Below are 23,097 nucleotides of genomic sequence, written 5' to 3'. Positions count from 1 at the left end.
CCCCGGAAGCCCGGGACCACCCCGCCACGTCCCACGGGGCGCATCTCGGCGGCCTCCATGGTTCGGGCGGTGCCTGGGAAGGCCGGTCCTCGGGCCCGTGCCCGAGGAAACCGCGCCCAAGGAAACCGTGCCCGGTGACGTGGCGGGGCGGGGCGGTCAGCGCCGCGCGGTGTCGGCCTCCGGGACGAAGTGGGAGAGGACCTCGGGGTTGGCCATGGCGTCGAGATTGGCGGCCTTCTCCGGGGGGATACCGAGGAGGATCTTGCGGATCGGGACCTCCAGCTTCTTGCCACTGAGGGTGCGGGGGATGCCGGGGACCTCGATGATCTCGTTCGGCACATGGCGCGGGGAGAGCCTCTCCCTGAGCTCCCGGCGCAGGCGCATGACCAGGTCGTCCCGGAGCGTCTCCCCCTCGGCCATGGTGACGTACAGCAGCAGGCGGCCCTCCTGCCCGAGCTGGCCGGTGTCGATCACCAGACTGTCGGCGATCTCCTCGAAACCTTCCACCACACGGTAGAACTCGCTGGTGCCCATCCGCACCCCGCCCCGGTTCAGTGTCGAGTCGGAGCGGCCGTAGATCACCGAGCCACCGCCAGGAAGGATCTTGATCCAGTCACCGTGCCGCCAGACCCCGGGGTACTCGGAGAAGTAACTGTCGCGGTAGCGCGACCCGTCCGGGTCGTTCCAGAACATCACCGGCATCGACGGCATCGGCAGGGTCACCACCAGCTCGCCGACCTCGCCGATCACCGACCTGCCCGACGGATCGAAGGACTCCACCTTCGCTCCCAGGCAGCGGCAGGGGATCACGCCCGCCCGGACCGGGAGCAGCGGGACCGCGCCGACGAAGCCGGTGCACACGTCGGTGCCCCCGGAGAACGAACCGAGCTGCACGTCCGGCAGCGCGTCGTGCACCCAGCCGAACCCCTCGGGCGGCAGCGGCGAGCCGGTGGAACCGAGCCCCCGCAGCCGGTCGAGGCCCGACGGCTTGAGGCCGGCCTTCATGGACGCGATCACGTACGGAGCGCCCGTGCCGAAGTAGGTGACCCCCTCCTCGGCGGCCAGCCGCCAGAGCGCGTCGGTCTGGGGGTAGGTCGCCGCCCCGTCGTAGAGCACCACGGTCGAGCCGACCAGCAGTCCGCCGACGAGGTAGTTCCACATCATCCAGCCGGTGGTGGTGTACCAGAAGAAGACGTCGTCCTCACCCAGGTCCTGGTGGAAAGAGGTCGCCTTGAGGTGTTCGAGCACCACACCGCCGTGGCCGTGCACGATCGGCTTGGGCAGCCCGGTGGTGCCCGAGGAGTAGACGATCCAGAGCGGGTGCCCGAACGGCACCGGCTCGAAGTCGAGCGGCCCCGCGACGGAGCGCAGCTCCGCCCAGCTCACCGTACGGACCCCGGCCCCGGGCCCCGGAGCGTCCGCCGCGCCGGAGCCGCCGGGGATGTCCGCGCCCGGCGTACTCCGCGCGCCCCGCACGTCCTCGGCCGAGATCCGGACCCGCGCCACCAGCGTCGGCAGCCTGGCCGCGATGTCGTCGACGACCGCGCTTCGGTCGAAGCTCCTGCCGTTGTAGTCGTAGCCGTCGACCGCGACGAGCACCTTCGGCTCGATCTGGGTGAAACGGTCGATCACGCTGGACGCCCCGAAGTCGGGCGAGCAGGAGGACCAGACGGCTCCCAGGGAGGCGGTCGCCAGGAAGGCGATCAGCGCCTCGGGAACGTTCGGCACGTAGGCCGCGACCCGGTCGCCCCGTCCGACACCCAGCGCCGCCAGGCCCGCGCGGACCCGTGCCACCTCCTCGGCCAGCTCGCCCCTGGTGAACGTCCGCCGCCCGCCCGCCTCGTCGCGGGCGACCAGCGCGAGCCGCCCGGGGTCGGAGGCGGCCCCACGCAGCGCGTTGGCCGCGTAGTTCACCGTCGACCCGGCGAACCATTCCGTGCCGGGCATCTCCCCCGACAGGACCGGCCCGTCACCGCGCTCCCCCACGACCCCGAAGTAGTCCCAGATCGACGTCCAGAACTCGGCCGGGGCGTCCACCGACCACTGCCACAGGGACTCGTAGTCACCGGCCCGGCCCAGCCACTCCGCATAACGGGTGACCTTCGCGTTCCTCACAACCTCCGGGGAGGGCTCCCAGAGCAGCGCACCTTCCTCAACCATGGCCCTATCCTCTCGGCGCCCCAACCGAATGTCATCCCCAGGGTTCACATATCGCCCCGGCACACCGTGTGGACCGACCACACACACCCTCGCCACCGCCCCCGGAAAACACGTCACCACCAGCACCGATATCCATTCGGCTATCGATCTCATCCTGTCCCAAATATTGGACATAAGGGACAACTCTCTGGTCTCCTCTGTCCCCGACGACGAAGGGCGACCACTGCCATGAGGCTGAGACACCTGGCCACCGCGACCGCACTGGTGCTGGCGGCCGCGAGCGCGGGCACTGTATGGGCACTGCACACCGAGGGCTCGCCCGAGGAGACCGCGGAGATGTTCCTGACCGCGTGGAGCCCAGGACTACCCGGCGATGCGTGCGCTGACCGTCAAGCCGCCGGACGACTTCGAGCGCTGGTACCGGCGTTTCCGTACCGACCTGAAGCTGACGGGGGCCGCCTTCAGCGTCCTGGGAGACGCTCGGGGCGTCGAGCCCGCCACCGTCGGGTTCCGCGCGACGCTTGAGGGGCCCGTGAACTGGGCCTACGAGGGGTCACTGAGACTGGTCGAGCACGAGCGCGCCTGGCGGGTGGAGTGGAGCCCGGCCGCCGTCCACCCCAGGCTCGGAACGGGCCTGGGGATCAAGACCATGCTGGTCAAGGCCGAGCGGGCGCCGATCCTCGCCGCCGACGGCACCCGGATCGACACCCCCGCCACGCCGGGCTCGGTGCAGCAACTCGTCGAGGGACTCACCCAGACGTACGCCTCCCGCCTCACCGGCACCTCATCCGCGCGGATCGACCTGGTGAAGGGCACCGAGAAGGTCGCCACGCTCGCCACCGCCGCCGCCAAGGCCGGCCGGGAACTGCGCACCACCATCGACCTGGACGTCCACCGCGCCGCCGCGTCGGCACTGGAAGCGGTGAACAGGCCCGCCTCGCTGGTCGCGCTCCGGCCCTCGACCGGCGAGATCCTCGCCGTGGTCAACAAGCCCGGCGGGTTCAACCGGGCGCTGCTGGGCCACTACCCGCCGGGCTCGACCTTCAAAGTGATCACCACCTCGGCCCTGGTCGCCGACGGCATGACCGCGGACGAGCAGGTGAGCTGCCCGGCCGAGCAGAACATCGGCGGCTTCGCCTTCCACAACGCCGGGTTCAAGGACTACGGCACGCTCTCGTTGCGCACGGCGTTCGCGCACTCGTGCAACACCACGTTCGGCGCGCTCACCGTGGATCGGCTCGGCGGGCAGCGGCTCGCCACCGTCGCCGGGAGCTTCGGGTTCGGCGCCCCCGTCCGGCCCGGCGTGCCCGCGGTACGGGCCGAGTTCCCCGCGCCCAAGGACGACACCGACCTCGCATCGGCCTCGATCGGCCAGGGCCGGGTGCTGGCGAGCCCGCTCAACATGGCCACGGTCGCCGCGGCGATCGCCGACGGCTCCTGGCGCCCACCCCGCCTGGTGGCGGCCTCCCCGCTGCCCGAGGCCGAGCCGCGGAAGCTGGAACCCGAGATCCTGCGGGCACTGCGCACGCTGATGCCCGCGGTGGTGGTGGAGGGCACCGCGAGCGCGGTCCCCTTCCCCTCCGGCACGGCGGGCAAGACCGGGACCGCGGAGTTCGGCTCGGGCAAGGAACCGCCGTCGCACGCCTGGTTCATCGGCTACCGGGGAGACCTGGCGTTCTCCATCGTGGTGGAGGGCTGCGGCGCCGGCTCCACGGTGGCCGCCCCCATCGCGAGCCGCTTCCTGACCGGCCTCCCGCAGCGGTGACCTTCACCCGCGGGCCGCTCCCGCCCTCCGGCACGTGAAGGTAGTTGATCACCATTTGGCGTCATCCGTGCCCGGCGGAGGTGTTCGATCGGAGGATGGGACACATGACGGATCAGCGAAGGTCGTCGCGGGAGAAGCCGCCGACAGCGGTCTCCGCCGTGGTGGCCGACTTCACCGCCCGGCCGCCGGTGCGTGAGCAGATCGTCGAGGGCGCCGTCCCCGCCCCGCCCGCGGGGTTTCAGGTACGCGAGGATCTACTGGCGCCACTCGCCGCCGAGGAGGCGGTGTGCGCGCTGACCGGCGCTCCGGGGGTGGGCAAAACGCTGCTGGCCGCCTCGTACGCGTGGGCCTGCCAGGCGGCGGGGTGGCCGGTGGTGGCCTGGATTCCCGCCGCGACCACCGATCAGATCCTCGCCGGGCTGGAGGACCTCGCCCATCGGCTGGGGGTACGCGTCCCCGTTGACACCATCGAGAGTGCCTCGGACAAGGCGAAGGCGTGGCTGTCGGAGACGCGACAGCCATGCCTGGTGGTGTTCGACGGCGCCACCGACATCCAGGCGGTGCGGCGGTGGTGTCCGGCCGGCGGAGCGGCCCGGGTGGTGATCACCTCCCGCGACCGTGCCTTCGGAGATCACTACACCTCGCTGGAGGTGGACGCCTTCACCCCGGCCCAGGCGGTGGCGTTCCTGGCCGGCCGCACCGGCCTGGTCGATGAGGACGCGGCCGCCGAGCTGGTCGAGGAACTGAGGTGTCTGCCGCTGGCGCTGGCCCAGGCGGGCGCGGTCATCGCCCGGGAGAAGACCGGCTATCGCGGCTACCTGCGCTCGCTGCGCGACCTGTCCCCGGATCGGCAGCTGACCACCCTGGAGGACGACGGCTATCCGGCCGGGGTGGCACAGGCGGTCCTTGTCTCGCTCGGCCAGGCCGAGGAGGCTGTCGCGGGCGCCCGCCCGGTGCTGGAGAGGCTGGCGGTGCTGTCCTCGACCGGCGTGACCAGGTCGCTGCTGCCCGGTGGCGCGGAATCCGAGGAGCGATCGGGCGTCGACGAGCTTCTGTCCGGGTTGGCCGACACCTCGCTGATCACCTTCAGCGACGATGGCCGGGTGGTGCTGATGCACAGCCTGATCCAGCGGGTGCTGCGCGAACGCGCCCACCACGACGACCGCCTGGGGCAGGTGCTGGCCGATGCCGTCGGCCCGCTGCGCGCGTTGAACGACCTGATCAACGAGGAGACCACGCCCTGGAAAGCCAGGGGCATGGCGAAGTCCCTGCGGGAACACATCGGTGTCCTCTATGCCACCGCCTTCCCCGTCGGCCTCCTGACACCTGACCTGCTGCTGCTGCGCGGCTGGTCCGGCGACTACCTGCGGGAGATGGGCGACCTGTCCCGCGCCATCACCCTGCATGAGGTGACACTGGCCGAATCCGAACGGCTGCTGGGCACCGACCACCCCACCACCTTGAGTAACCGCCACAACCTCGCCTGTAGCTATCAGGCGGCGGAGCGGACGCAGGAGACCATCGCCCTGTTCGAGCAGGTCCTGGCCGAACGGGAGCGGGTGCTGGGGGTCGACCACCTCGACACCCTGACCAGCCGCCAGGTCCTTGCCTACACCTACCAGTGGGGAGAACGGACGCAGGAGGCCATCACCCTGTACGAGCGGGCAGCGGCCGACTGCGAGCGGGTGCTGGGCAGCGACCACCATCTCACCCTGGGCACCCGCCATGACCTCGCCGACACCTATCGGTCTGCGGGGCGTACGCGGGAGGCCATCGCCCTGTTCGAGCAGGTCCTGGCCGACTGCGAGCGGGTGCTGGGCACCGACCACCACATCAGTCTGGCCAGTCGCCACAACCTCGCCGACGCCCATCAGATGGAGGGACGGACGCAGAAGGCCATCACCCTGTACGAGCAGGTCCTGCCCGACTGCGAGCGGGTGCTTGGCCACGACCACCTCCTCACCTCGACCACCCGCGGCAACCTCTCCGGCGCCTATCGGGCGGCGGGGCGGACACAGAAGGCCATCACCTCGTATGAGGCGATACTGACCGACTGCGAGCGGCTGCTGGACGCCGATGACCCCCTCACCCTGACCGGCCGCCACAACCTCGCCGAGATTTACCTGGAGGCGGGTCGGCTGCGGGAGGCCATCGTCCTGTACGAGCGGGTCGTGGCCGAACGGGAACGGAAACTGGGCGCCGACCACCTTGACACCCTGACCAGCCGCCACTACCTCGCCTACGCCCACGACTCGGCGGGACGGACGCGAGAGGCCATCGTCCTGTTCAAGCAGGTCCTGGCCGACTGCGAGCGGGTGCTGGGCGCCGACCATCCGAACACGCGGGCGGCACGGGAGAGTATTGACAATGTCCGCTCCTTCTTGCCGAGGTGGCGACGCCTGATCGGCCGGTGAGCCCGAGGTGGCCGGCAAGGGGGTAGGGGAAGACAGCGCTGTCGAGTTCACCCGGCCCGCTTACCGGACAGGAATCAGCGGCCGGCGGGGTAGTGGCCGGCGCGGCGGGCCGGGGAGGTGAGGCCGGCGACGGCGGCCACCACCTCGGAGGGGTTGGCGAGGTCGGGCAGGACCGCGTCCGCCCCGGCCTCGTGCAGCTCGGCCGCCAGGGAGCGCCCGGAGGCGACGCCGATCATCGCGGCTCCGGCGATCCTGGCGGCCTGGACGTCCCTGGCCGAGTCGCCGATCAGCACGGTGTTGCTCCCGTCGAAGATCGCCCCGTACTTCTGCTTGGCCCGGCCCTGCGCGACCTGCAGGAGGGTGGCCTTGGGATAGACCTCCTCGCCATAGCCGCCGATCGCGAAGTCGACGTACTTGTCGAGGCCGAACGCGGTCAGCTTGTGCACGGCGTTGCTCTTGATCGTGCCGGTGAGCACCGACTGGACCACGCCGTCGAGCTTTGCCACCGCCTTCAGCGCGTCGCGGGCCCCGGGCATCATCCGGCCGTCCTTGGCCAGGCGCCTGCGCCTGGCTCCGAAGGATTCGGCCAGCGCGTCGAGGAACCTGGGGAGGTGGTCGTCCCCGGCGACGATCCCGTTGATGGCGAGCATCTCGAAGACGATCTCAGAGTCCGGGCGCCCGTTGGGCTGGGTCAGCTTGACCAGGGGCCTGCCGGTGACAGCGCGGAAGGCCTCCGCGTATGCCTCGCGGGTGACGATGGACACGTCGACCAGGGTGAGGTCGATGTTCCAGAGAACGAGGCGGTTGATCGGAGCCTCCCGGAATGGGTGCGGATGCCCAGGGTACGGCCCGAGGCGCATGGCGACCGCCTCCGATGCCGAAAACATTAGTTTTTGGGTGGGATTGCCCTGTGGTGGTGCCCCCTCCACCATGCCGACCGGGAAACCCCACCGTTCACCTGTCCGGCCCGCGACCATTTTTCGGATACGGCGGCCTCCGCAGGCCCGAGGGGCAGAGCCTAGGCGTGGTCGAGGGCGTTCGCGAGGGTGTCGACGACCGGGACGCCGCAGGACATCAGGTCGGCGCGGCTGGTCATGCCGCCGGTGTAGAGGACCGCGCGCGCGCCGACGTGCTGGGCGGCGTGCGCGTCGTCCAGGCTGTCGCCGATCACGAGGACGTCGGCCGGGTCGATACCGAGCGCGGCCAGGTGGGCCACCATCGACTCGGCCTTGTGCCCGCCGGAGGCGCTGCGCAGACCGTCGATCCGGGTGAAGTGGTGGTCGATGCCAAACTCCGCGATCTTGGGAACCAGCCGGTCATGCGCCCACATGGACAGCAGCGACTGCCTGCCTCCCGTGTTCCCCCAGCTTTCCAGGGTGGAGAGCGCGTCGTCGGCCAGCCCGCACTCCAGCATCAGCCGGTGGTAGTTGTCGTGGAAGCCAAGATCGAGCATCTCCCACTCGCCCTCGTGGAGGGCACGGCCGAGCATGCGCTCGTAGGCGGCCCAGATCGGGCGCGTGTAGACGGCACGGAAGCGGTCCGCGTCGTAGGAGCCCAGCCCGTACGGCTCGAACACCGCGTTCGTCGCACCCACGACGGCGTCGATGTCGTGAAAGAGCGTGCCGTTCCAATCCCAAACAATGTGTCTCATATTGCCTCCCAGGATAGCGAAAACCCTCGCCGGAGCGGCGCCATGACAGGGTGGTCGACCCGCTCTCCGGACTCCGGACGCGAGAGGGGATCAGCCGACCAGGTCGGGAATCTCCTGGGTGGCGTACCAGAGGAGCTCGTTGGCCTCGACGCCGTCCACGGTGAACCTGGCGTCGTCGTCGCCCCGGTCGGCCGCGGGCAGCGCCGCGACGGCGGCCTCGACGTCCTTCACCGCCGACAGGTCGTCCACATGGACGGCGGCGATCCGCGCCAGCGGCACCGCCGCGGCGAGTCGTACCCGGGCGCGCTCGTCCAGATCGGCGCTCACGCTCACGTCGCCCTCCGGTACGTCGACGGCGACGACCACCCGCCGCGCGGCGACCTCCACCCCGTCTGCGCGGTCGGCGGCCAGCATCCGCAGGGAATCCCTGGCCGCCTCGGTCAGTGCGACGTACTCCAGTTCCTCGGTGTCACCCGAGACGTACCACTCGATCAACGCGGGTGTCACCGCGTAGCCGGTCAGCGGGGCCGGGCCGAGCTCCCCCACGGTGGCCACGCGGGCCAGCGCCGGGAGCGTACACGGCAGGTAGACGCGCATCCATGCCTCGATCTATCTCTTAAGACATCGGTGCCGGTTCGGCGCCGATTCACGCATCGAGTGTGCCAGTACCGGCGCCCCGCGGTGGTACCGCCCGCGCGGAGTGACCCGATCCGCTCCGGACCGGACGGGCGTCAGCGCAGCGAGACCCGCAACAGGGTCTCCAACTCGGCGATGGTCACCTCGGGGTCGCGGTGGTGCACGCCGACGATGCCGAGCCGCCGGGCGGCCTCGATGTTGGCCTCGATGTCGTCGACGAACACGCACTGCTCACCGGCCAGGCCGATCCTGCCGAGCGCGTGCTCGAAGATCCTCTGCTCGGGTTTGCGCATGCCGATCTCTCCCGAGATGACGACCTCGTCGAAGACGTCGTCCCAGCCCTCGCGGGGATACTCGTTCGCCCAGGAGTTGGAGAGCAGGCAGGTTCGCAGCCCGGCGGCACGGGCCACCCGGAGCATCTCGTACATCGGCTCGACCCGGTGGAAACGGGAGAACATCCTGTCCAGCAGGCCCTCGGCGACCGGCGGCACGCCGTCCGTGGTGACCAGCCGGGCGGCCAGGTGGCGTTCGAAGTCCAGCCCGGAGATCTCCCCCCGCTCCAGAGCGTGGATCACGTTCTCGCTGTTCTCCAGGCCCTCGTACGCGTGGACGACGAGCTCGCGCATCACCTGCCGGTAGTGGTCCGCGTCGAGTCTCTCGGCGACGATCCACTCCGCGACCGCCTCGGAAAGGCCGACGGTGAGCACGCCACCCCAGTCGATCAGCACGCCCTTGAGCATCTGTCCTCCTTAGTGGAACGGGTTCCAGGGTAAGTGTGGCCGGTGAACGATCGGAGAAGGGGTGGTGCCAAACTTGCCGCCATGGACTTCGCGCTCAGCGACAAGGCTCAGGAATACCTCGCCAATCTGACCGATTTCATGGCAACTCACGTATACCCGGCGGAGCCGGTCTACCATGCGTGGCGGCAGGCCAGGGGCTACGACAACCACGAACTGCCGCCGGTGGTGGAGGAGCTCAAGTCCGAGGCGCGCTCACGCGGCCTCTGGAACCTGTTCCTGCCCGATGAGTCGAACATGTCGGTGCTCGACTACGCCACCCTGGCCGAGGTCACCGGCCGTTCCATCGACCTCGCGCCCGAGGCACTGAACTGCGCGGCCCCCGACACCGGGAACATGGAGGTCCTGCACATGTTCGGCTCGCCCGAGCAGCGGGACCGGTGGCTCAAGCCCCTGCTCTCCGGGGAGATCCGCTCGGCGTTCGCGATGACCGAGCCCGCCGTGGCCTCAAGCGACGCGACCAACATCGCCACCTCCATCCGGCTCGACGGCTCCGAGTACGTGATCAACGGCCGCAAGTGGTTCATCACCGGGGTCGCCGACCCGCGCTGCGAGATCCTGATCGTGATGGGCAAGACCGATCCGGACGGCCCCCCGCACCGCCAGCAGTCGATGATCCTGGTCCCGATGGACACGCCGGGTGTGGAGGTCGTCCGCCACCTACCGCTCTTCGGCTACCAGGAGCAGCACGGCCACTCCGAGATCGTCTTCACGGACGTCCGGGTACCCGCCTCGAACCTGATCGCGGAGGAGGGTGACGGCTTCCGCATCGCCCAGGCCCGTCTCGGCCCCGGTCGCATCCACCACTGCATGCGTGCCATCGGCATGGCCGAGCGCGCCCTGGAGCTGATGTGCACCCGCGCCGCCAACCGGGTGGCCTTCGGCCAGACGCTGGCCCAGCAGGGCGTGGTGCAGCAGCAGATCGCCGAATCACGGCTGGCCATCGAGCAGGCCAGGCTGCTCACCCTGAAGGCCGCCTGGATGATCGACACGGTCGGCGTGAAGGCGGCCGCCTCGGAGATCTCCGCGATCAAGGTCGTCGCTCCGAGGATGGCGTGTGAGGTCATCGACCGCGCCATCCAGGTCCACGGCGGCATGGGTCTCGCCGACGACGTCCCACTCGCCACGATGTACGCCCAGGCCCGCGCGATGCGCATATTCGACGGCCCGGACGAGGTTCACATTCGCACCGTGGCCCGTCGCGAGCTCAAGCCGTACCTCTCCTAGGACGCTCCTGAACGGGGTGCATACGGTCCGATGGATTGGAGATTCCTCCCCCAATATCCGATTCAAAGGCCGGTACGAGTTTCACGGCTCCAATTCGAGGAAGATTACGAACATGGCACTCAGGCCATATAACTGCACGTAGAAGGCGTGATCGGCCTCCTGCGGGCTCCATTTGCACCTTCCCTCGGTTCCCATGAGGAGGGATCATGGCAGTAGCTCAGGCGAGCCGGTCACGCGCCCATACGGCGCGGAAGCCGACCACACCCGCCGCGTCCACCACGCACACACCGTCAGGCCGGAAGCAGGACAACCCCTCACTGAAGTTGAACCTTCCAATGATGACCGTGCAGTTCCGGCCGCCGCATGTTCACATGCCACACGTCAGCCGGCAGGAAGCGGGCCAAGCCGTCGACACCGCCAGGTCCTTCCTTCCGCCCCCTGAGCGCATCGTCTACTACGGAGGGCTCGGCGCCCTGGCTGTGGCGGGGTTGATCGAGTGGCCGGTGGCGGCCGCCATCGGGGTCGGGACGATGATCGCTCAGCGTGCCCGCGGGAGAGGCCGGGCCCCGGTCTCCGCGCCCCGGGCTCCGACGCCCACCGCACGAGCCGCCAAACCCACGGCGCGCGCCGCCAAACCCGCGGCACGGGCCACCAGGCCCGCGGCACGGGCCGCAGGCACCACCGCACGGCCCACAAGCACCACCGCACGGGCCGCCAAACCCGCGGCACGAGCCGCCAAACCCGCGGCACGGGCCACCAGGCCCGCGGCACGAGCCGCAGGCACCACCACGCGCGCCGCCAAACCCGCGGCACGAGCCACCAGACCCACCGCACGAGCCGCCGGCACCACCACGCGCGCCGCCAAACCCGCGGCACGAGCCACCAGACCCACCGCACGAGCCGCAGGCACCACCACGCGCGCCGCCAAACCCGCGGCACGAGCCACCAGACCCACCGCACGAGCCGCCGGCACCACCACGCGGACGACGTCCCGGACCACGAAACCCACCGCACGGACCGCCAAGACCACGTCACGCGCCACCAGGCCCACCGCACGAGCCGCAGGCACCACCACGCGGACCGCCAAGACCACATCGCGCGCCACCAGGCCCACCTCGCGAGCCGCGGGCACCACCTCGCGGACGACGTCCCGGACCACGAAGCCCACCTCGCGGACCGCCAAGACCACGTCACGCGCCACCAGGCCCACCTCGCGAGCCGCGGGCACCACCTCGCGGACGACGACATCCCGGACCACGAAACCCACCGCACGAGCCGCAGGCACCACCTCACGGACCGCCAAGACCGCGTCGCGCGCCACCAGGCCCGCGTCACGGGCCACCAGATCCGCATCGCGGACCTCGGCGTCCGTTTCCCGTGCCGCGAGCTCCGCCTCCAGGGCCACCAGGTCCGCCGCCCGCCCGAAGACCTCGACCCGCAGGAGCACCTCCAAGTGATCACAGTGATGGGGCCGATCGGGCCACGTGTAACCACGGCCTGATCGGCCTCGTCATCTCGTCTACTGGAGATCCGGATGTTCCTGCCCCGTCTGCTCTCACTTCCCGCGGAAACTCTCTGGGGTGCCATGCCCGAGGTGATCCGCAACGCCCTGAGGCATTCCCGAGGGAGGCGAATCTGTCCTGGTGGGCTCCGTATCGACCTGTACGTGATCGGCGGTCCTGGCAGCGGGCGGACGGCGCGACGGCTGGAGAACTCGCTGCTGAAGGTGGAGGGGGTCGAGCGGGCGGAGGTCAACGGCGCCCTCGGGATCGTGTTCGTGGGGTGCGACCCCGACTCGGTCGACCTGGAGAAGCTGGTGGCGGTCGTCGATTCGTTCGACAACGCTGACGACGGCGACGGCGACGGCGACGGCGAGCCGGACGTGGACGAGGACGCCGAGTTTGACGACGAGTCGCTGCCGGGCCCGGTGTCCCTCGCTTCCGAATACGCGGAGCACCGCATCGCCAACCCGGTGCGGAGCCACACGCGCATGGGCATCCGGCTCGGCGGGAGCCTGGTCGGAACGAGCATGGCGCTCGCCGGGCGGGTGATGCACGTGCTGCCGCTCACTCCGATCATTCCCGCCCTGCTGAGCCTGGCCGAGTCCACCCCGAAGGTCCGCACCGAGCTGGACCGCCACCTCGGCGTTCCGACCGCCTCCGCCCTGCTCGAGACGGCGGACATCGTCACCTACACGCTGGCGCTGCGTCCACTGGGGATGCTCGTCCAGTCGGCCACCGCCGTCGGCCGCTACCTTGAGACGCGCGACACGCGACGGGCCTGGGAGAGGCACGAGCACGAACTGGGTTCGTGGGGGGGCTCCTACCGCCACATCCGCGCGGCCAGGAAACCGCGCCCGTCCCCCATGTCCACCAGCCCCGTGCGACGGTTCGAGCACGTCGCGAGCCAGGTGGCGGTGGGCGCCACCGGGCTGACGTATCTCCTCGGCAAAAACCGGGAACGGACCATCGCCATGCTCACCGCGGCGACCCCCAACGCCGCGAAGCTGGGCCGCGAATCCTTCGCCTCCGCGATCGGGCGCGCCCTGGCGCGGCGCGGGGCGGTCGTTCTTAACAGCCGCGCCCTGCGTCACATGGACGGCATCGACACGGTCATCCTCGACGCCGACGTGCTCGACACGGGTTCCTGGGAGATCGACCGCATCGTACCCCTCGGCGACGCCGACACCGACGGACTGCACGCGCGGCTCTACGCCCTGCTCGACCTCGCCGACCCCGGCGCGCGGCGGGAACACGAGGAGTGGACGGCCGAGCCGGTGCCGGGCCCGGCCGGGCTCATCGCGGCGGACGCCGAGGAATGGGAGGCTCGGGGGCTCCGGGCCGTCCGCGTGGCGAGGCAGGGCGTTCCGGTGGCCCTGGTCGGCATGGCGCCGCAGGTGGGCCCGCTGGCCGACGCGATCGTCACCGCGGCCAAGGCCGCGGGCACCGTGCTGCTGGCGGGAGGTGATCTGGGGCTCGGCCTGCGGCTCGGCGTCGACGAGTTCGTACTGGACGCCTCCCGGCTGACCCGGTCGGTCCGCGAGCTCCAGGCGGACGGTCACGGGGTCGCCGTGGTGTCGGGACGCCGCATGACCGCGCTGGCCCACGCCGACCTGGGTATCGGCGTGCTGTCCCGCTCGGGCCGGGTGCCCTGGGAGGCGGACGTGATCGGCGCACTCGAGGAGATCCACCTGCTGCTGAGCTGCCTGGCACCGGCGAGGAAGACGAGCGAGCGGTGCGCATGGCTCGACGCCACGGGAGCGACCGCCGGAGGCGCGCTGACCGCCCTCGGGCCGCCGTCGCGGTCACTGGGCAGGGCGCAGCTCTCAAGTGACTGCACCGCGATGGCCGCCATCGTCACGGGTGTGTGGGCGGGCTGGCACGCCGGGCAGGAGACGCCGCCGGTCCGGGTGGACCAGACTCCCTGGCACGCGATGTCGACCAAGGACGTCCTGTCCCTGCTGGGCTCCTCGCCCAGCGGGATCACCGAGGCCGAGGCCATCCGGCGCAGGAGCTCGGCGGGATCCGCGGAGTCTGAGCGTCCCGCCTCGCTGCTCCGCGCGTCCGCCGAGGAGCTGGCCAACCCGCTGACCCCGGTCCTGGCCACCGGGGCGGGCCTGTCGGCCCTGGTCGGCTCGGTCTCCGACTCGGTGATGATAGCCACGGTGGTGTTCGCCAACGCGTTCATCGGAGGGGGCCAGCGGTTCACCGCCGAACGGGCGTTGCATCGCCTGACCGAGTCGGTCGCGATCCGGGTTCGGCTGCGCCGCCCCAACGAGGGCGTGAGCGTGACGGTCGAAGACCTCGTACCGGGCGATGTGCTCGAATTGCGCGCGGGCGACACCGTGCCGGCCGACTGCCGGGTGCTCAGGGCAACGGGCCTGGAGATCGACGAGGCCGCACTGACCGGCGAGTCCCAGCTCGTCACCAAGTCGCCGGCGCCCGTCAACGCACCCGCCGTCGCCGACCGGAGCTCGATGGTCTACGAGGGTACGACCGTGGCGGCCGGTAGCGGGCTGGCCGTGGTGGTCGCGGCGGGCGAGGCGACCGAGGCTGCCAGGACCGCCAGGCTCGCCAAGGAGCGGCCACCCGTCTCGGGCGTGCAGTTGCGACTGCGGAAACTGAGCCGCCGGATCCTTCCGGTCGCGGTCGGCTCCGGCTTCGTCCTGCTCGCCGCCGACCTGCTGCGCGGCAGGTCGATGGTCGAGGCGCTCGCGCCCGCGGTGAGCCTCGCCGTCGCCGCCGTGCCCGAGGGGCTGCCTTTCGTCGCCTCGGTCGCGGAACTCGCCGCCGCCCGGCGGCTGTCGACCCGCAACACCCTGGTGCCCAACCCCTCCACGATCGAGGCCCTCGGCCGGGTGAACGTGCTCTGCTTCGACAAGACCGGGACGCTCACCGAGGGGCGCATCAGCCTGCGGTGCGTCTCGGACGGGCAGGACGAACGTCTCGTCGAGGCGTTGACGCCCGAGATGAGGCACATCGTGGCCGCGGGGCTGCGCGCGTGCCCGCGGCACGATGAGGGGCGTCCCATCGCACACCCCACCGATCGCGCCGTGGTGAACGGGGCCGAGCAGCTGGGCGTGGTGCCCAGGGAGGGCACGGGGAGCTGGGAGAGGGTCGACGAGCTTCCCTTCGAGCCCGGGCGCGGCTATCACGCGGTACTCGGCGCGAGCGACTCGGGGCCGCTGCTGAGCGTCAAGGGCGCTCCGGAGGTCGTGGTCACCCGCTGCACGTCCGTACTCCGCGACGGCCAGGTGGTCCCCCTCACGGATTCCCTTGAGGCGGAGCTGGAGAAGGAACTCGACCAGCTCGCCCGGCAGGGCTACCGGGTGCTCGCGGTCGCGGAGCGCGCCGCCTCCGACCGTCGCGACCTCGACGAGTCCCGCATCCAGGGCCTGTGCTTCCTGGGCTTCCTCGGCCTGGCCGACCCGGTGAGGCCCACGGCGGCCGAAAGCGTCGGCCGGCTGACACGGGCGGGCGTACGCATCATCATGATCACGGGCGACCATCCGAGCACGGCGGAGGCGATCGGCGTCGAGCTGAACGTGCTGAACGGCGGGCAGATCATGACGGGGCCCGAGCTGGACGGGATGGACGACGAGACCCTGCTGGAGGCTCTGCCGGACGTGACGGTCTTCGCCAGGACCACCCCGGCCCACAAGGCCAGGATCGTCGGCTGTCTGCGCCGGGCCGGCAAGGTCGTGGCGGTCACCGGGGACGGCGCCAACGACGCCCCCGCGATCCGGCTCGCGGACGTGGGGATCGCCCTCGGCTCCCGCGCGACCCCGGCGGCCAGGGCCGCGGCCGACATCGTGGTGACCGACGACCGCATCGAGACGATCGTCGATGCGATCATCGAGGGCAGGGCCATGTGGGGGTCGGTCCGCGACGCCCTGAGCATCCTGCTGGGCGGCAACATCGGCGAGATCGTCTTCGCGGTCGGATCCAGCCTGATCAGCGGCCGGAACGTGCTGAACGCCCGGCAGCTGCTGCTGGTCAACCTGCTCACCGACATGCTGCCCGCGATGGCGGTGGCCTCCCGGCCACCGACCGCGACCAGTCCGGAGAAGCTGCTGGAGGAGGGCCCGGAGGCCTCGCTGGGAGCCTCCCTGACCCGGGACATCTACCTGCGGGCCGCCACCACGGCGAGTGCGGCGGGCGCGGCCTGGGCGATCGGCCGGATGACCGGCACGCGTGGGCGGGCGGACACGATGGGACTGGTCGCACTGGTGTCGACGCAGTTGCTGCAGACCCTGGCCCTGGGCACCCGGGATCGCACCGTGGTGCTGGCCTCGCTCCTGTCCCTCGGCGTTCTGGGCATGACCGTCTCGGTTCCCGGGCTCTGCCACTTCTTCGGCTGCCGCTTCCTCGGGCCGGTAGGGTGGTTCATCGCCCTGGGCAGTGCCGCCGCCACCACGGCCGCCGGAGTCGCCTTCCAGGCATCCACTCGACAGGTGTCACCGAACGTTCACCGAACGGTAATCTCCTAGCTGGTGACTTAGTCCTGTTTGGTATGGATTATCGCATTAAGCGATCCTTCTCCCTGCGAGGTTGTTATGTCCGGATTCCTCTCCACGGTGCTCGCCAAGGCGGCGGTCATGCTGATCGAGGCCCTCCTCATGCGCGTCATCCAGTCCCTCGTCGTCTCGCTGGCCAGGACCGGCAGCCTCCAGGCCGCCTGACCCGGTTCCGCGGCACGGACCCGGCCGTGACCGCGAGAGAACCGTGACCATGAGAGAACCATGGCCGGGTACACGACCATGACCACGGCGACCGGGGCCCAGGCCGCGGTCGCGATCTTAAAGCTCGCTCAGCGGGCCCGCGAGTTGATGAGCCGGGCGACCTTGAGGTGCCCGGCCGAGCGCAGTACCTGCTCGGCCCTGGCCGGGTCGGCTACCGGCGCCCTCTCCAGCAGGCCACGGGCGGCCTTCAGCTTCAGCAGGCGCCGGACGGACTGGTCGAGCCGCGCCTCCGAGATCTTCCCGGACTTCACCGCGGCCAGCAGCGCCCCACGGGCCTCGCGGTAGTCCGGCGGCATGAGCAGCAGGTCCACCCCGGCCTGGATCGCCCGTACCGCCACCTCCCCGTCGCCATACCTCTTGCGCACCCCCGCCATGTCCAGCGCGTCCGTCGAGACGACCCCGTCGAAGCCGAGCTTCTCCCTGAGCAGCCCGGTCAGAATCGGCTTGGAGAGGGTGGCCGGGTCGCCGGAGGGGTCGAGCTTCGGCATGACGACGTGCGCAGTCATGATCGCGTCGACGTCCTTGCCGATGGCGGCGGCGAAAGGCGGGGCGTCCAGCCTTTTCCACTGGGACAGCGAGTGCTTGATCACCGGCAGACCGGTGTGGCTGTCGACGTTGGTGTCACCATGGCCGGGGAAGTGCTTGGCCGTGGCCGCGACCCCCGCGTCGTGGAAGCCGCGGACCGCGGCGGCGACCATCGGCGCGACCTTCTTCGGATCGGAGCCGTAGGCGCGCGGGCCGATCACCGGGTTGCGCGGGTTGATGTTGACGTCGGCGACGGGGGCGAAGTCGAGGTTGATGCCCAGGACACGCAGCTCGCGGCCGGTCACCTCAGCGGCCCGGCGGGCCAGCGAGGGGTCGCCGGTCGAGCCGATGACCGAGGCTCCCGGCAGGTTGGTGACCAGCGGGGCGAGCCGGGAGACCTGGCCGTTCTCCTGGTCCGCGCCGATCAGCAGCGGGATCTCCGGCGACGCCTTCTGCAGCCCGTTGGTCAGCGCCACGACCTGCCTGACGTTCTTGACGTTGCCCGCCCAGGGGAACAGGATCACCCCGCCGGGGCGGTAGCGGGCGACCATCTTCGCCGGGGTGTCCACGCCGAACCGCGCCTGGTTCTCCCCCGACACCGTGTCGGCCGCCTGACCGTAAAGCACCGGCATGAAGAGCTGGCCGACCTTCTCCTCCAGGCTCATCGAGGCGAGCACTGCCTCCACACCGGCCGGCTTCGCCGTCCCGGGCTTCGCTGTCTCGGGCTTCGCCGTCTCGGCGGGCGCGGCCGCCGGGCCCGCGGACTCCGCCTGGCTCACGCTCGCGGAGGACTCACCGCCCCCGACCGCACCGGACGCCGGTGGAACGGCCCCTCCGGTGCCGACACACCCGGCCGCCATCGTCGCGATCACTGCGATCCCCGTCACACGCATCCACCGAGCCATGCCTCTTACGCTATCCGGGCGGATGTCCCGGTGCCCGCGCTCCGAACCGGCCGGCGAACCAGAGGCACCTCGGCTCACGGCGCCGACGCGATGCCCGCCAACTGGTCGAGAAGCTCCTCGGCGCCCTCGCCCTCGGCCCTGATCACCACTATGTCCCCCCTCCTGACGTCGAGTGCGAGGACCGACAGGATGCTCTTGGCGTTCACCGGTGAGCCGGCCCCCTTGGCGATGGTGACGTCCAGGGACGCCTTGGTCGCCGCCCGCACGAACGTCGCGGCGGGCCGGGCGTGCAGGCCGACCTCCGACGTGACGGTGACATGGCGCTCGGCCACGTGTTCCTCCTCAGAGTCGACAGTGCGGTCTAGACCACACGGTGTGTTTACCGGCCTTTGGCCATCCGATGGCTCAACACCATTTCACATTCTTCGCCATCTCCCGGTCCCGCGGGCCGTCAGACCGGATCGCTCCACTCGAAAAGCCGGTCACCGGCGTCCACAACCCCCTCGGCGAGGCCGACGACGGCGCTCGCGGTGGCGTCCAGCGCCACGACCGGGCAGATCGGACGGCGCCCACCCGCTTCGATCCCGGCCGGGTCCCACGCCACCACCGGCTGCCCGGCGCTCACCCGATCGCCCTCCGCGACCAGCAGCTCGAAACCCTCGCCCCTGAGCTGAACCGTGTCGATGCCCAGGTGGACGAGGACTCCCCTGCCGTCGTCGCCGACGACCACGAACGCGTGCGGGTGCAGCTTGACGATGGTGCCCGCGATGGGGGAGAACACCCGGCCGGGCGCCCTGTCCGGCTCGATCGCCATGCCGGGTCCGACCAGGCCCTCGGAGAAGACCGGGTCGGGTACCGAGTCGAGTCTCACGGCCACCCCCGCGACCGGTGCCAGAACCGTGGTCACCGCACTCCCCTCGGCATGCCCCCGTCCGCGAGAACACCTCCCTCAGCCGATGATGTCCTCGATGTCGCCGGCGATCGTGTCGGCCTCGGGGCCCACCACCACCTGCACGACGCCGCCGGCCACCATCACGCCGTGCGCGCCGGCCGCCCGCAGGGCCACCTGGTCGACCTTGGAGGCGTCACGCACCTCGGTGCGGAGCCGGGTGATGCACGGTTCGATCTCGATGATGTTGTCCGCACCACCGAGTCCAGCGATGATCGCGTCGGCGTCGGCCGCCATGTCGCCCTCCAGTTGTGATCACCCTGTCCCCAGGGCTATGGGCAGGCTAGAGGAGGTATCGCGATCAGTCGGTCTGGGTCACCTTGTTGAGACCACGTGGGGCGTCCGGGTCGATCCCCAGCCTGCGCGCGAGCGCCTCGGTGAGCAGCTGACCGGGGACGATCAGGCCCAGCGGCGCGACCCACTCGGGCAGGTCGGGGCCGTTCAGCGCGGCGGTGGAGACCGAGGAGAGCGCGGTACCGCCGCCGACCGTGTAGGCCGAGGCTCCCGCGCCGGTCACCCGCTCGGCGAGCGCCACGGTGCCGGCCAGGGTCGGGCCCTCGCCCGCCGCGACCAGGATCGCCGGGGTGTCGGAGTCGACCACGGCGATCGGGCCGTGCAGCAGGTCCGCGTACGACAGGCCCATGGCGTGCAGGTAGCACGCCTCCTTGAGCTTGAGCGCCAGCTCCAGCGCGGTGGAGAAGGCCAGCCCCCGGCCGGAGACCACGACGCCGGGCTTGTCCGCCAGCCCCTCGACGATCGCCTCCAGATCGCCCGGGTCGCCGACCAGCTTCTCGACCGCGTCCGGGACCCGCCGCAGGTCGCCGGGGTCGACGTCCGCGCCGAGACCGAGGGCGAGCACGGCGAGGGCGGCGAGCTGGGTGGTGTAGGTCTTGGTGGCGGGGACGGCCTTCTCCTCGCCCGCCACCGTGCACAGGGCGAGGTCCGCGGCCTGGGCCAGGGGGCTCTGCTCTCCGCCGTTGGTGATGGCCACGGTCCGGGCCCCACAGTCCTTCGCCCAGGCGAGGGTCTCGACGATCTCCTCGGTCCTGCCCGACTGGGAGAGGGCGACGGCCAGCACGCCGTCGAGGTCCAGCCTGCGCCGGTAGGTGGTGGCGATCGAGGGGGCGGCGAGCGTGGAGAGCCTGCCCGTGTGCGCCTCGGCCAGATAACGGCCGTAGACTGCGGCGTTGTCGGAGGTGCCACGGGCGATGAACAGCAGCTGGCGGGTCTGCCCCGCGAGCCGCTCCACCTCCCCGACCCTGGGGAGGAGGGCGTCGAGCGTGGCTCGCAACGCGGCGGGCTGCTCGGCTATCTCGCTGCGCATCTTGGTCGTCATCTCGCGCTCATCCTTCGGCTCGGACGGACGAGATCGGGCCGTTATCGATCCGTCTCCGGTCCGTACGTTGACACCCTTTTCCGGCCTGTGGTCTAGTCCGGACTAGACCAGTACGAACCATAACTCATCAGACACCTCAGATCGAGGGGGGAGGATCCTGTGGCCCAGATCGATCCGGACAGCCCGGTGCCCAAGTACTTCCAGCTGCGGGAGATCCTGCTCGATCTCATCGAGAACAACGAGCTGGCGATCGGCACCGCGATCCCGTCCGAGCGCGAACTCTGCCAGCGCTTCGGCCTGTCCCGCATGACCGTCCGGCAGGCCGTCGACCACCTGGTCTCCGAGGGCAGGCTCCAGCGGGTCGCCGGCAAGGGCACCTTCGTGGCCCGCCCCAAGATCGAGATGGCCCTGCGGCTGACCTCCTTCAGCGAGGAGATGCGCACCAGGGGCATGGAACCCGGCTCCCGCGACCTGGACCGCCGGGTGGTCAGGGCCAGCGCGCACCTGGCCAGGGAGCTCGGCATCCAGCCGGGCGACGAGGTCCACTTCATCGAACGGCTGCGGACCGCGGCGGGCGAGCCCATGTGCATCGAGCGGGCGCACATTCCCGTCTCCATCGCACCCGACCTCGACACCCACGACCTGACAGGCCGCTCCCTCTACGCCCTGCTGGAGACCCGCTACGGCCTGGTGCTCGACGCCGGCGAGCTCACCATCGACGGTGGCATCGCCGACCCCGGCGACGCCGACCTGCTGAAACTGCCACGCGGCGGGGCCGTGCTGCTGCTGCAGCGGCGCTCCTACGCGGGAGGCGTCTGCGCCGAACTCGGGGTCTCCACCTATCGCGCCGACCGCTACCAACTCCGTACGATCCTGGAGCTACCGACCCGCCGCGCCTGACCCCACCCTTCGCCGCACTCCTCCCTCCCACCCCCTGGAGGAAAGCCCGATGAGTCCCCCCTCGGCGGACGCGGGCCTGTCCGCCGCCCACCGGCCCGGGTCCGCCGCGATGAGCGTGCTCCAGCGCCTGGGACGTTCTCTGATGCTGCCGATCGCGGTCCTGCCCGCCGCGGGCCTGCTGTTCAGGCTCGGCCGGGACGACCTCCTCGGCCGGACCGACAGCGTCCTGCTCGACGATGTGGCCCGCGTCGTCGGCACGGCGGGCGGCGCGCTCTTCGACAACCTGCCCATCCTGTTCGCGATCGGTGTCGCCATCGGGTTCGCCCGCAAGGCCGACGGCTCCACCGCCCTGGCGGCGCTTGTCGGCTATCTGGTCTTCCACGCCGTCAGCATGAACATGTTCTTCATCCTGTTCGACGCCGACCTGAGGGAGTCCATCACCACCGAGGTGTTCGAGCGGGCCACCCCTGGCGTTCCCAGCGTGGTACTCGACCTCGGCGCGCAGAACCCGACCAGGGTGCTCGGCGGCATCATCATGGGCCTGGTCTCGGCACTGCTCTGGCAGCGCTACCACCGCACCAGGCTGCCGACCTGGCTGGCCTTCTTCGGCGGGCGCCGCCTGGTGCCGATCCTCACCGCCTTCGCCGGGCTCGTGATCGGGGTGTTCCTTGGCTTCGTCTGGCCGGTGCTCGGCGGCTGGGTCCGCGCCTCCGGGACCTGGCTCGCCTCCAACAGCGAACTCGGCGCCGGGGTCTACGGCATGGTCAACCGCGCCCTGCTCCCCCTCGGCATGCACCACATCGTCAACAACGTGATCTGGACCCAGGTCCCCGAGTGCGTGGTCGACGGCAAGAAACTCGCCGGGGACCTGATCTGCTTCAACAGCGGTGCCGTCGGCTACGGCGGCTTCGAGGCCGGTTTCTACCCGGTCCTCATGTTCGGCCTGCCGGCCGCCGCGATCGCCATCTGGCGGGCCGCACCGCCGCACCGGCGCACCGCGGTCGGCTCGATCATGATCTCCGCGGCGCTCACCGCCTTCCTCACCGGGATCACCGAGCCGATCGAGTTCGCCTTCATCTTCGTGGCTCCGGTGCTGTTCGTGATCCACATCGTGCTGACCGGCATCTCCTTGGCCCTCGCCTCCGCCCTGGGCGCCAAGCTCGCCTTCAGCTTCTCCTCAGGGCTGATCGACCTGGGCCTGTACGGGACCGCGCCCAACGCCCGGGGCATACCGATCGTCATCGTGATGGGGCTGGTCTACGCGGTGATCTACTACTCCGTGTTCAGCTTCCTGATCAGGAAGCTGAACATCATGACCCCCGGCCGCGAGCCCGAACCCGACATCGACTCCGGCGAGCCGGCCGCGCCCCCCGGTGCGGCGCCTGGCGGCCCTGACAGCGGGCCGCCCGGCTCCTGAAGCGGTTTCGGCCGTCCAGCGAAGATCACGGCTCGGGCCGGAACCCGCCCCCCTCGGGGATGGACCACTCCAGCTCAAGGTCACCTTCTCCGCCCGAAGGGACGAACCAACCGGGATTTTCAGAAAGTTGGCGGACCGCGTATCTGGGCAGTGGGCCGGAAACTCCTTCAAGTG

At 70.7% G+C, this 23,097-nt stretch carries 18 protein-coding genes; 7 read left to right on the top strand and 11 right to left on the bottom strand.

Going from position 1 to position 23,097, the window contains the following annotated elements:
• Nucleotides 1–156: 156 nt before the first annotated feature.
• Nucleotides 157–2,160: an acetoacetate--CoA ligase gene (locus ACWD3H_RS15615; protein WP_451955440.1), complete on the bottom strand. Its 2,004-nt coding sequence runs from the start codon at nucleotides 2,158–2,160 to the stop codon at nucleotides 157–159.
• Nucleotides 2,161–2,533: 373 nt separating this feature from the next.
• On the opposite strand from ACWD3H_RS15615, the gene ACWD3H_RS15610 reads away from it, so the two are divergent.
• The gene (locus ACWD3H_RS15610; protein ID WP_451955439.1) at nucleotides 2,534–3,925 is read left to right on the top strand and encodes a penicillin-binding transpeptidase domain-containing protein; all 1,392 of its coding nucleotides are present in this window, start codon (nucleotides 2,534–2,536) and stop codon (nucleotides 3,923–3,925) included.
• 104 nt (nucleotides 3,926–4,029) lie between these two features.
• On the top strand, nucleotides 4,030–6,339 hold the full coding sequence (locus ACWD3H_RS15605; protein ID WP_451955438.1) for a tetratricopeptide repeat protein: 2,310 nt from the start codon (nucleotides 4,030–4,032) through the stop codon (nucleotides 6,337–6,339).
• Nucleotides 6,340–6,413: 74 nt separating this feature from the next.
• On the opposite strand, the gene ACWD3H_RS15600 is transcribed toward ACWD3H_RS15605, so the two are convergent.
• The 4 genes from ACWD3H_RS15600 to ACWD3H_RS15585 all read right to left on the bottom strand — a co-directional run bounded on the left by ACWD3H_RS15600 (nucleotide 6,414) and on the right by ACWD3H_RS15585 (nucleotide 9,366).
• Nucleotides 6,414–7,199: an HAD family hydrolase gene (locus ACWD3H_RS15600; RefSeq protein ID WP_451955492.1), complete on the bottom strand. Its 786-nt coding sequence runs from the start codon at nucleotides 7,197–7,199 to the stop codon at nucleotides 6,414–6,416.
• 158 nt (nucleotides 7,200–7,357) lie between these two features.
• Nucleotides 7,358–7,990: an HAD family hydrolase gene (locus ACWD3H_RS15595; protein WP_350920899.1), complete on the bottom strand. Its 633-nt coding sequence runs from the start codon at nucleotides 7,988–7,990 to the stop codon at nucleotides 7,358–7,360.
• Nucleotides 7,991–8,080: 90 nt separating this feature from the next.
• Nucleotides 8,081–8,587 (bottom strand): DUF6912 family protein, encoded by a 507-nt coding sequence (locus tag ACWD3H_RS15590; protein ID WP_350951567.1) that lies wholly within the window; start codon nucleotides 8,585–8,587, stop codon nucleotides 8,081–8,083.
• Between the two features lie 134 nt (nucleotides 8,588–8,721).
• Nucleotides 8,722–9,366 carry an HAD family hydrolase gene (locus tag ACWD3H_RS15585; protein WP_355558168.1) on the bottom strand — a complete coding sequence of 215 codons (645 nt, stop codon included), beginning with the start codon at nucleotides 9,364–9,366 and terminating at the stop codon, nucleotides 8,722–8,724.
• Nucleotides 9,367–9,447: 81 nt separating this feature from the next.
• Here ACWD3H_RS15585 and ACWD3H_RS15580 point away from each other — a divergent pair, with 81 nt between their 5' ends.
• Nucleotides 9,448–10,650 carry an acyl-CoA dehydrogenase family protein gene (locus tag ACWD3H_RS15580; RefSeq protein WP_350920890.1) on the top strand — a complete coding sequence of 401 codons (1,203 nt, stop codon included), beginning with the start codon at nucleotides 9,448–9,450 and terminating at the stop codon, nucleotides 10,648–10,650.
• Between the two features lie 538 nt (nucleotides 10,651–11,188).
• On the opposite strand, the gene ACWD3H_RS15575 is transcribed toward ACWD3H_RS15580, so the two are convergent.
• Nucleotides 11,189–12,103, bottom strand: a complete 915-nt coding sequence (locus ACWD3H_RS15575) for a hypothetical protein (RefSeq protein WP_451955437.1) — start codon at nucleotides 12,101–12,103, stop codon at nucleotides 11,189–11,191.
• An 81-nt stretch (nucleotides 12,104–12,184) separates the two neighbouring features.
• Between ACWD3H_RS15575 and ACWD3H_RS15570 the strand changes: the two genes are divergently transcribed.
• Both ACWD3H_RS15570 and ACWD3H_RS15565 read left to right on the top strand, forming a co-directional pair.
• Entirely contained in the window at nucleotides 12,185–16,639 is a 4,455-nt protein-coding gene (locus ACWD3H_RS15570) for an HAD-IC family P-type ATPase (RefSeq protein ID WP_451955436.1), read from the top strand.
• A gap of 66 nt (nucleotides 16,640–16,705) precedes the next feature.
• Nucleotides 16,706–16,831, top strand: coding sequence for a hypothetical protein (locus ACWD3H_RS15565; RefSeq protein ID WP_355558159.1), 126 nt, complete (start codon nucleotides 16,706–16,708; stop codon nucleotides 16,829–16,831).
• Between the two features lie 128 nt (nucleotides 16,832–16,959).
• On the opposite strand, the gene ACWD3H_RS15560 is transcribed toward ACWD3H_RS15565, so the two are convergent.
• The 5 genes from ACWD3H_RS15560 to ACWD3H_RS15540 all read right to left on the bottom strand — a co-directional run bounded on the left by ACWD3H_RS15560 (nucleotide 16,960) and on the right by ACWD3H_RS15540 (nucleotide 20,606).
• Nucleotides 16,960–18,303 carry a glycoside hydrolase family 3 protein gene (locus ACWD3H_RS15560; protein ID WP_451955435.1) on the bottom strand — a complete coding sequence of 448 codons (1,344 nt, stop codon included), beginning with the start codon at nucleotides 18,301–18,303 and terminating at the stop codon, nucleotides 16,960–16,962.
• A 92-nt stretch (nucleotides 18,304–18,395) separates the two neighbouring features.
• On the bottom strand, nucleotides 18,396–18,653 hold the full coding sequence (locus ACWD3H_RS15555) for an HPr family phosphocarrier protein (protein ID WP_355558153.1): 258 nt from the start codon (nucleotides 18,651–18,653) through the stop codon (nucleotides 18,396–18,398).
• A gap of 119 nt (nucleotides 18,654–18,772) precedes the next feature.
• Complete coding sequence (locus tag ACWD3H_RS15550) at nucleotides 18,773–19,228, bottom strand: PTS sugar transporter subunit IIA (RefSeq protein ID WP_355558150.1); 456 nt, start codon at nucleotides 19,226–19,228, stop codon at nucleotides 18,773–18,775.
• Nucleotides 19,229–19,270: 42 nt separating this feature from the next.
• Entirely contained in the window at nucleotides 19,271–19,507 is a 237-nt protein-coding gene (locus ACWD3H_RS15545; RefSeq protein WP_350920870.1) for a glucose PTS transporter subunit EIIB, read from the bottom strand.
• A 64-nt stretch (nucleotides 19,508–19,571) separates the two neighbouring features.
• Nucleotides 19,572–20,606 carry an SIS domain-containing protein gene (locus ACWD3H_RS15540; RefSeq protein ID WP_433373623.1) on the bottom strand — a complete coding sequence of 345 codons (1,035 nt, stop codon included), beginning with the start codon at nucleotides 20,604–20,606 and terminating at the stop codon, nucleotides 19,572–19,574.
• Nucleotides 20,607–20,765: 159 nt separating this feature from the next.
• Here ACWD3H_RS15540 and ACWD3H_RS15535 point away from each other — a divergent pair, with 159 nt between their 5' ends.
• Both ACWD3H_RS15535 and ACWD3H_RS15530 read left to right on the top strand, forming a co-directional pair.
• Nucleotides 20,766–21,506, top strand: coding sequence for a GntR family transcriptional regulator (locus ACWD3H_RS15535; protein ID WP_350920864.1), 741 nt, complete (start codon nucleotides 20,766–20,768; stop codon nucleotides 21,504–21,506).
• A gap of 49 nt (nucleotides 21,507–21,555) precedes the next feature.
• Nucleotides 21,556–22,923: a PTS transporter subunit EIIC gene (locus ACWD3H_RS15530; RefSeq protein ID WP_355558143.1), complete on the top strand. Its 1,368-nt coding sequence runs from the start codon at nucleotides 21,556–21,558 to the stop codon at nucleotides 22,921–22,923.
• The last annotated feature ends 174 nt before the right edge of the window (nucleotides 22,924–23,097 follow it).

Source organism: Streptosporangium sp. NPDC002607 (assembly GCF_053592655.1).
This window is presented reverse-complemented; position numbering and strand designations above follow the sequence as displayed.

Coding starts and splice junctions, on each gene's coding strand:
- ACWD3H_RS15605 (WP_451955438.1), top strand. CDS start 4,030: ATGACGGATCAGCGAAGGTCGTCGCGGGAGAAGCCGCCGACAGCGGTC.
- ACWD3H_RS15600 (WP_451955492.1), bottom strand. CDS start 7,199: ATGCGCCTCGGGCCGTACCCTGGGCATCCGCACCCATTCCGGGAGGCT.
- ACWD3H_RS15565 (WP_355558159.1), top strand. CDS start 16,706: ATGTCCGGATTCCTCTCCACGGTGCTCGCCAAGGCGGCGGTCATGCTG.
- ACWD3H_RS15545 (WP_350920870.1), bottom strand. CDS start 19,507: ATGGCGGCCGACGCCGACGCGATCATCGCTGGACTCGGTGGTGCGGAC.
- ACWD3H_RS15615 (WP_451955440.1), bottom strand. CDS start 2,160: ATGGTTGAGGAAGGTGCGCTGCTCTGGGAGCCCTCCCCGGAGGTTGTG.
- ACWD3H_RS15590 (WP_350951567.1), bottom strand. CDS start 8,587: ATGCGCGTCTACCTGCCGTGTACGCTCCCGGCGCTGGCCCGCGTGGCC.
- ACWD3H_RS15580 (WP_350920890.1), top strand. CDS start 9,448: ATGGACTTCGCGCTCAGCGACAAGGCTCAGGAATACCTCGCCAATCTG.
- ACWD3H_RS15585 (WP_355558168.1), bottom strand. CDS start 9,366: ATGCTCAAGGGCGTGCTGATCGACTGGGGTGGCGTGCTCACCGTCGGC.
- ACWD3H_RS15595 (WP_350920899.1), bottom strand. CDS start 7,990: ATGAGACACATTGTTTGGGATTGGAACGGCACGCTCTTTCACGACATC.
- ACWD3H_RS15530 (WP_355558143.1), top strand. CDS start 21,556: ATGAGTCCCCCCTCGGCGGACGCGGGCCTGTCCGCCGCCCACCGGCCC.
- ACWD3H_RS15570 (WP_451955436.1), top strand. CDS start 12,185: ATGTTCCTGCCCCGTCTGCTCTCACTTCCCGCGGAAACTCTCTGGGGT.
- ACWD3H_RS15610 (WP_451955439.1), top strand. CDS start 2,534: ATGCGTGCGCTGACCGTCAAGCCGCCGGACGACTTCGAGCGCTGGTAC.
- ACWD3H_RS15540 (WP_433373623.1), bottom strand. CDS start 20,606: ATGACGACCAAGATGCGCAGCGAGATAGCCGAGCAGCCCGCCGCGTTG.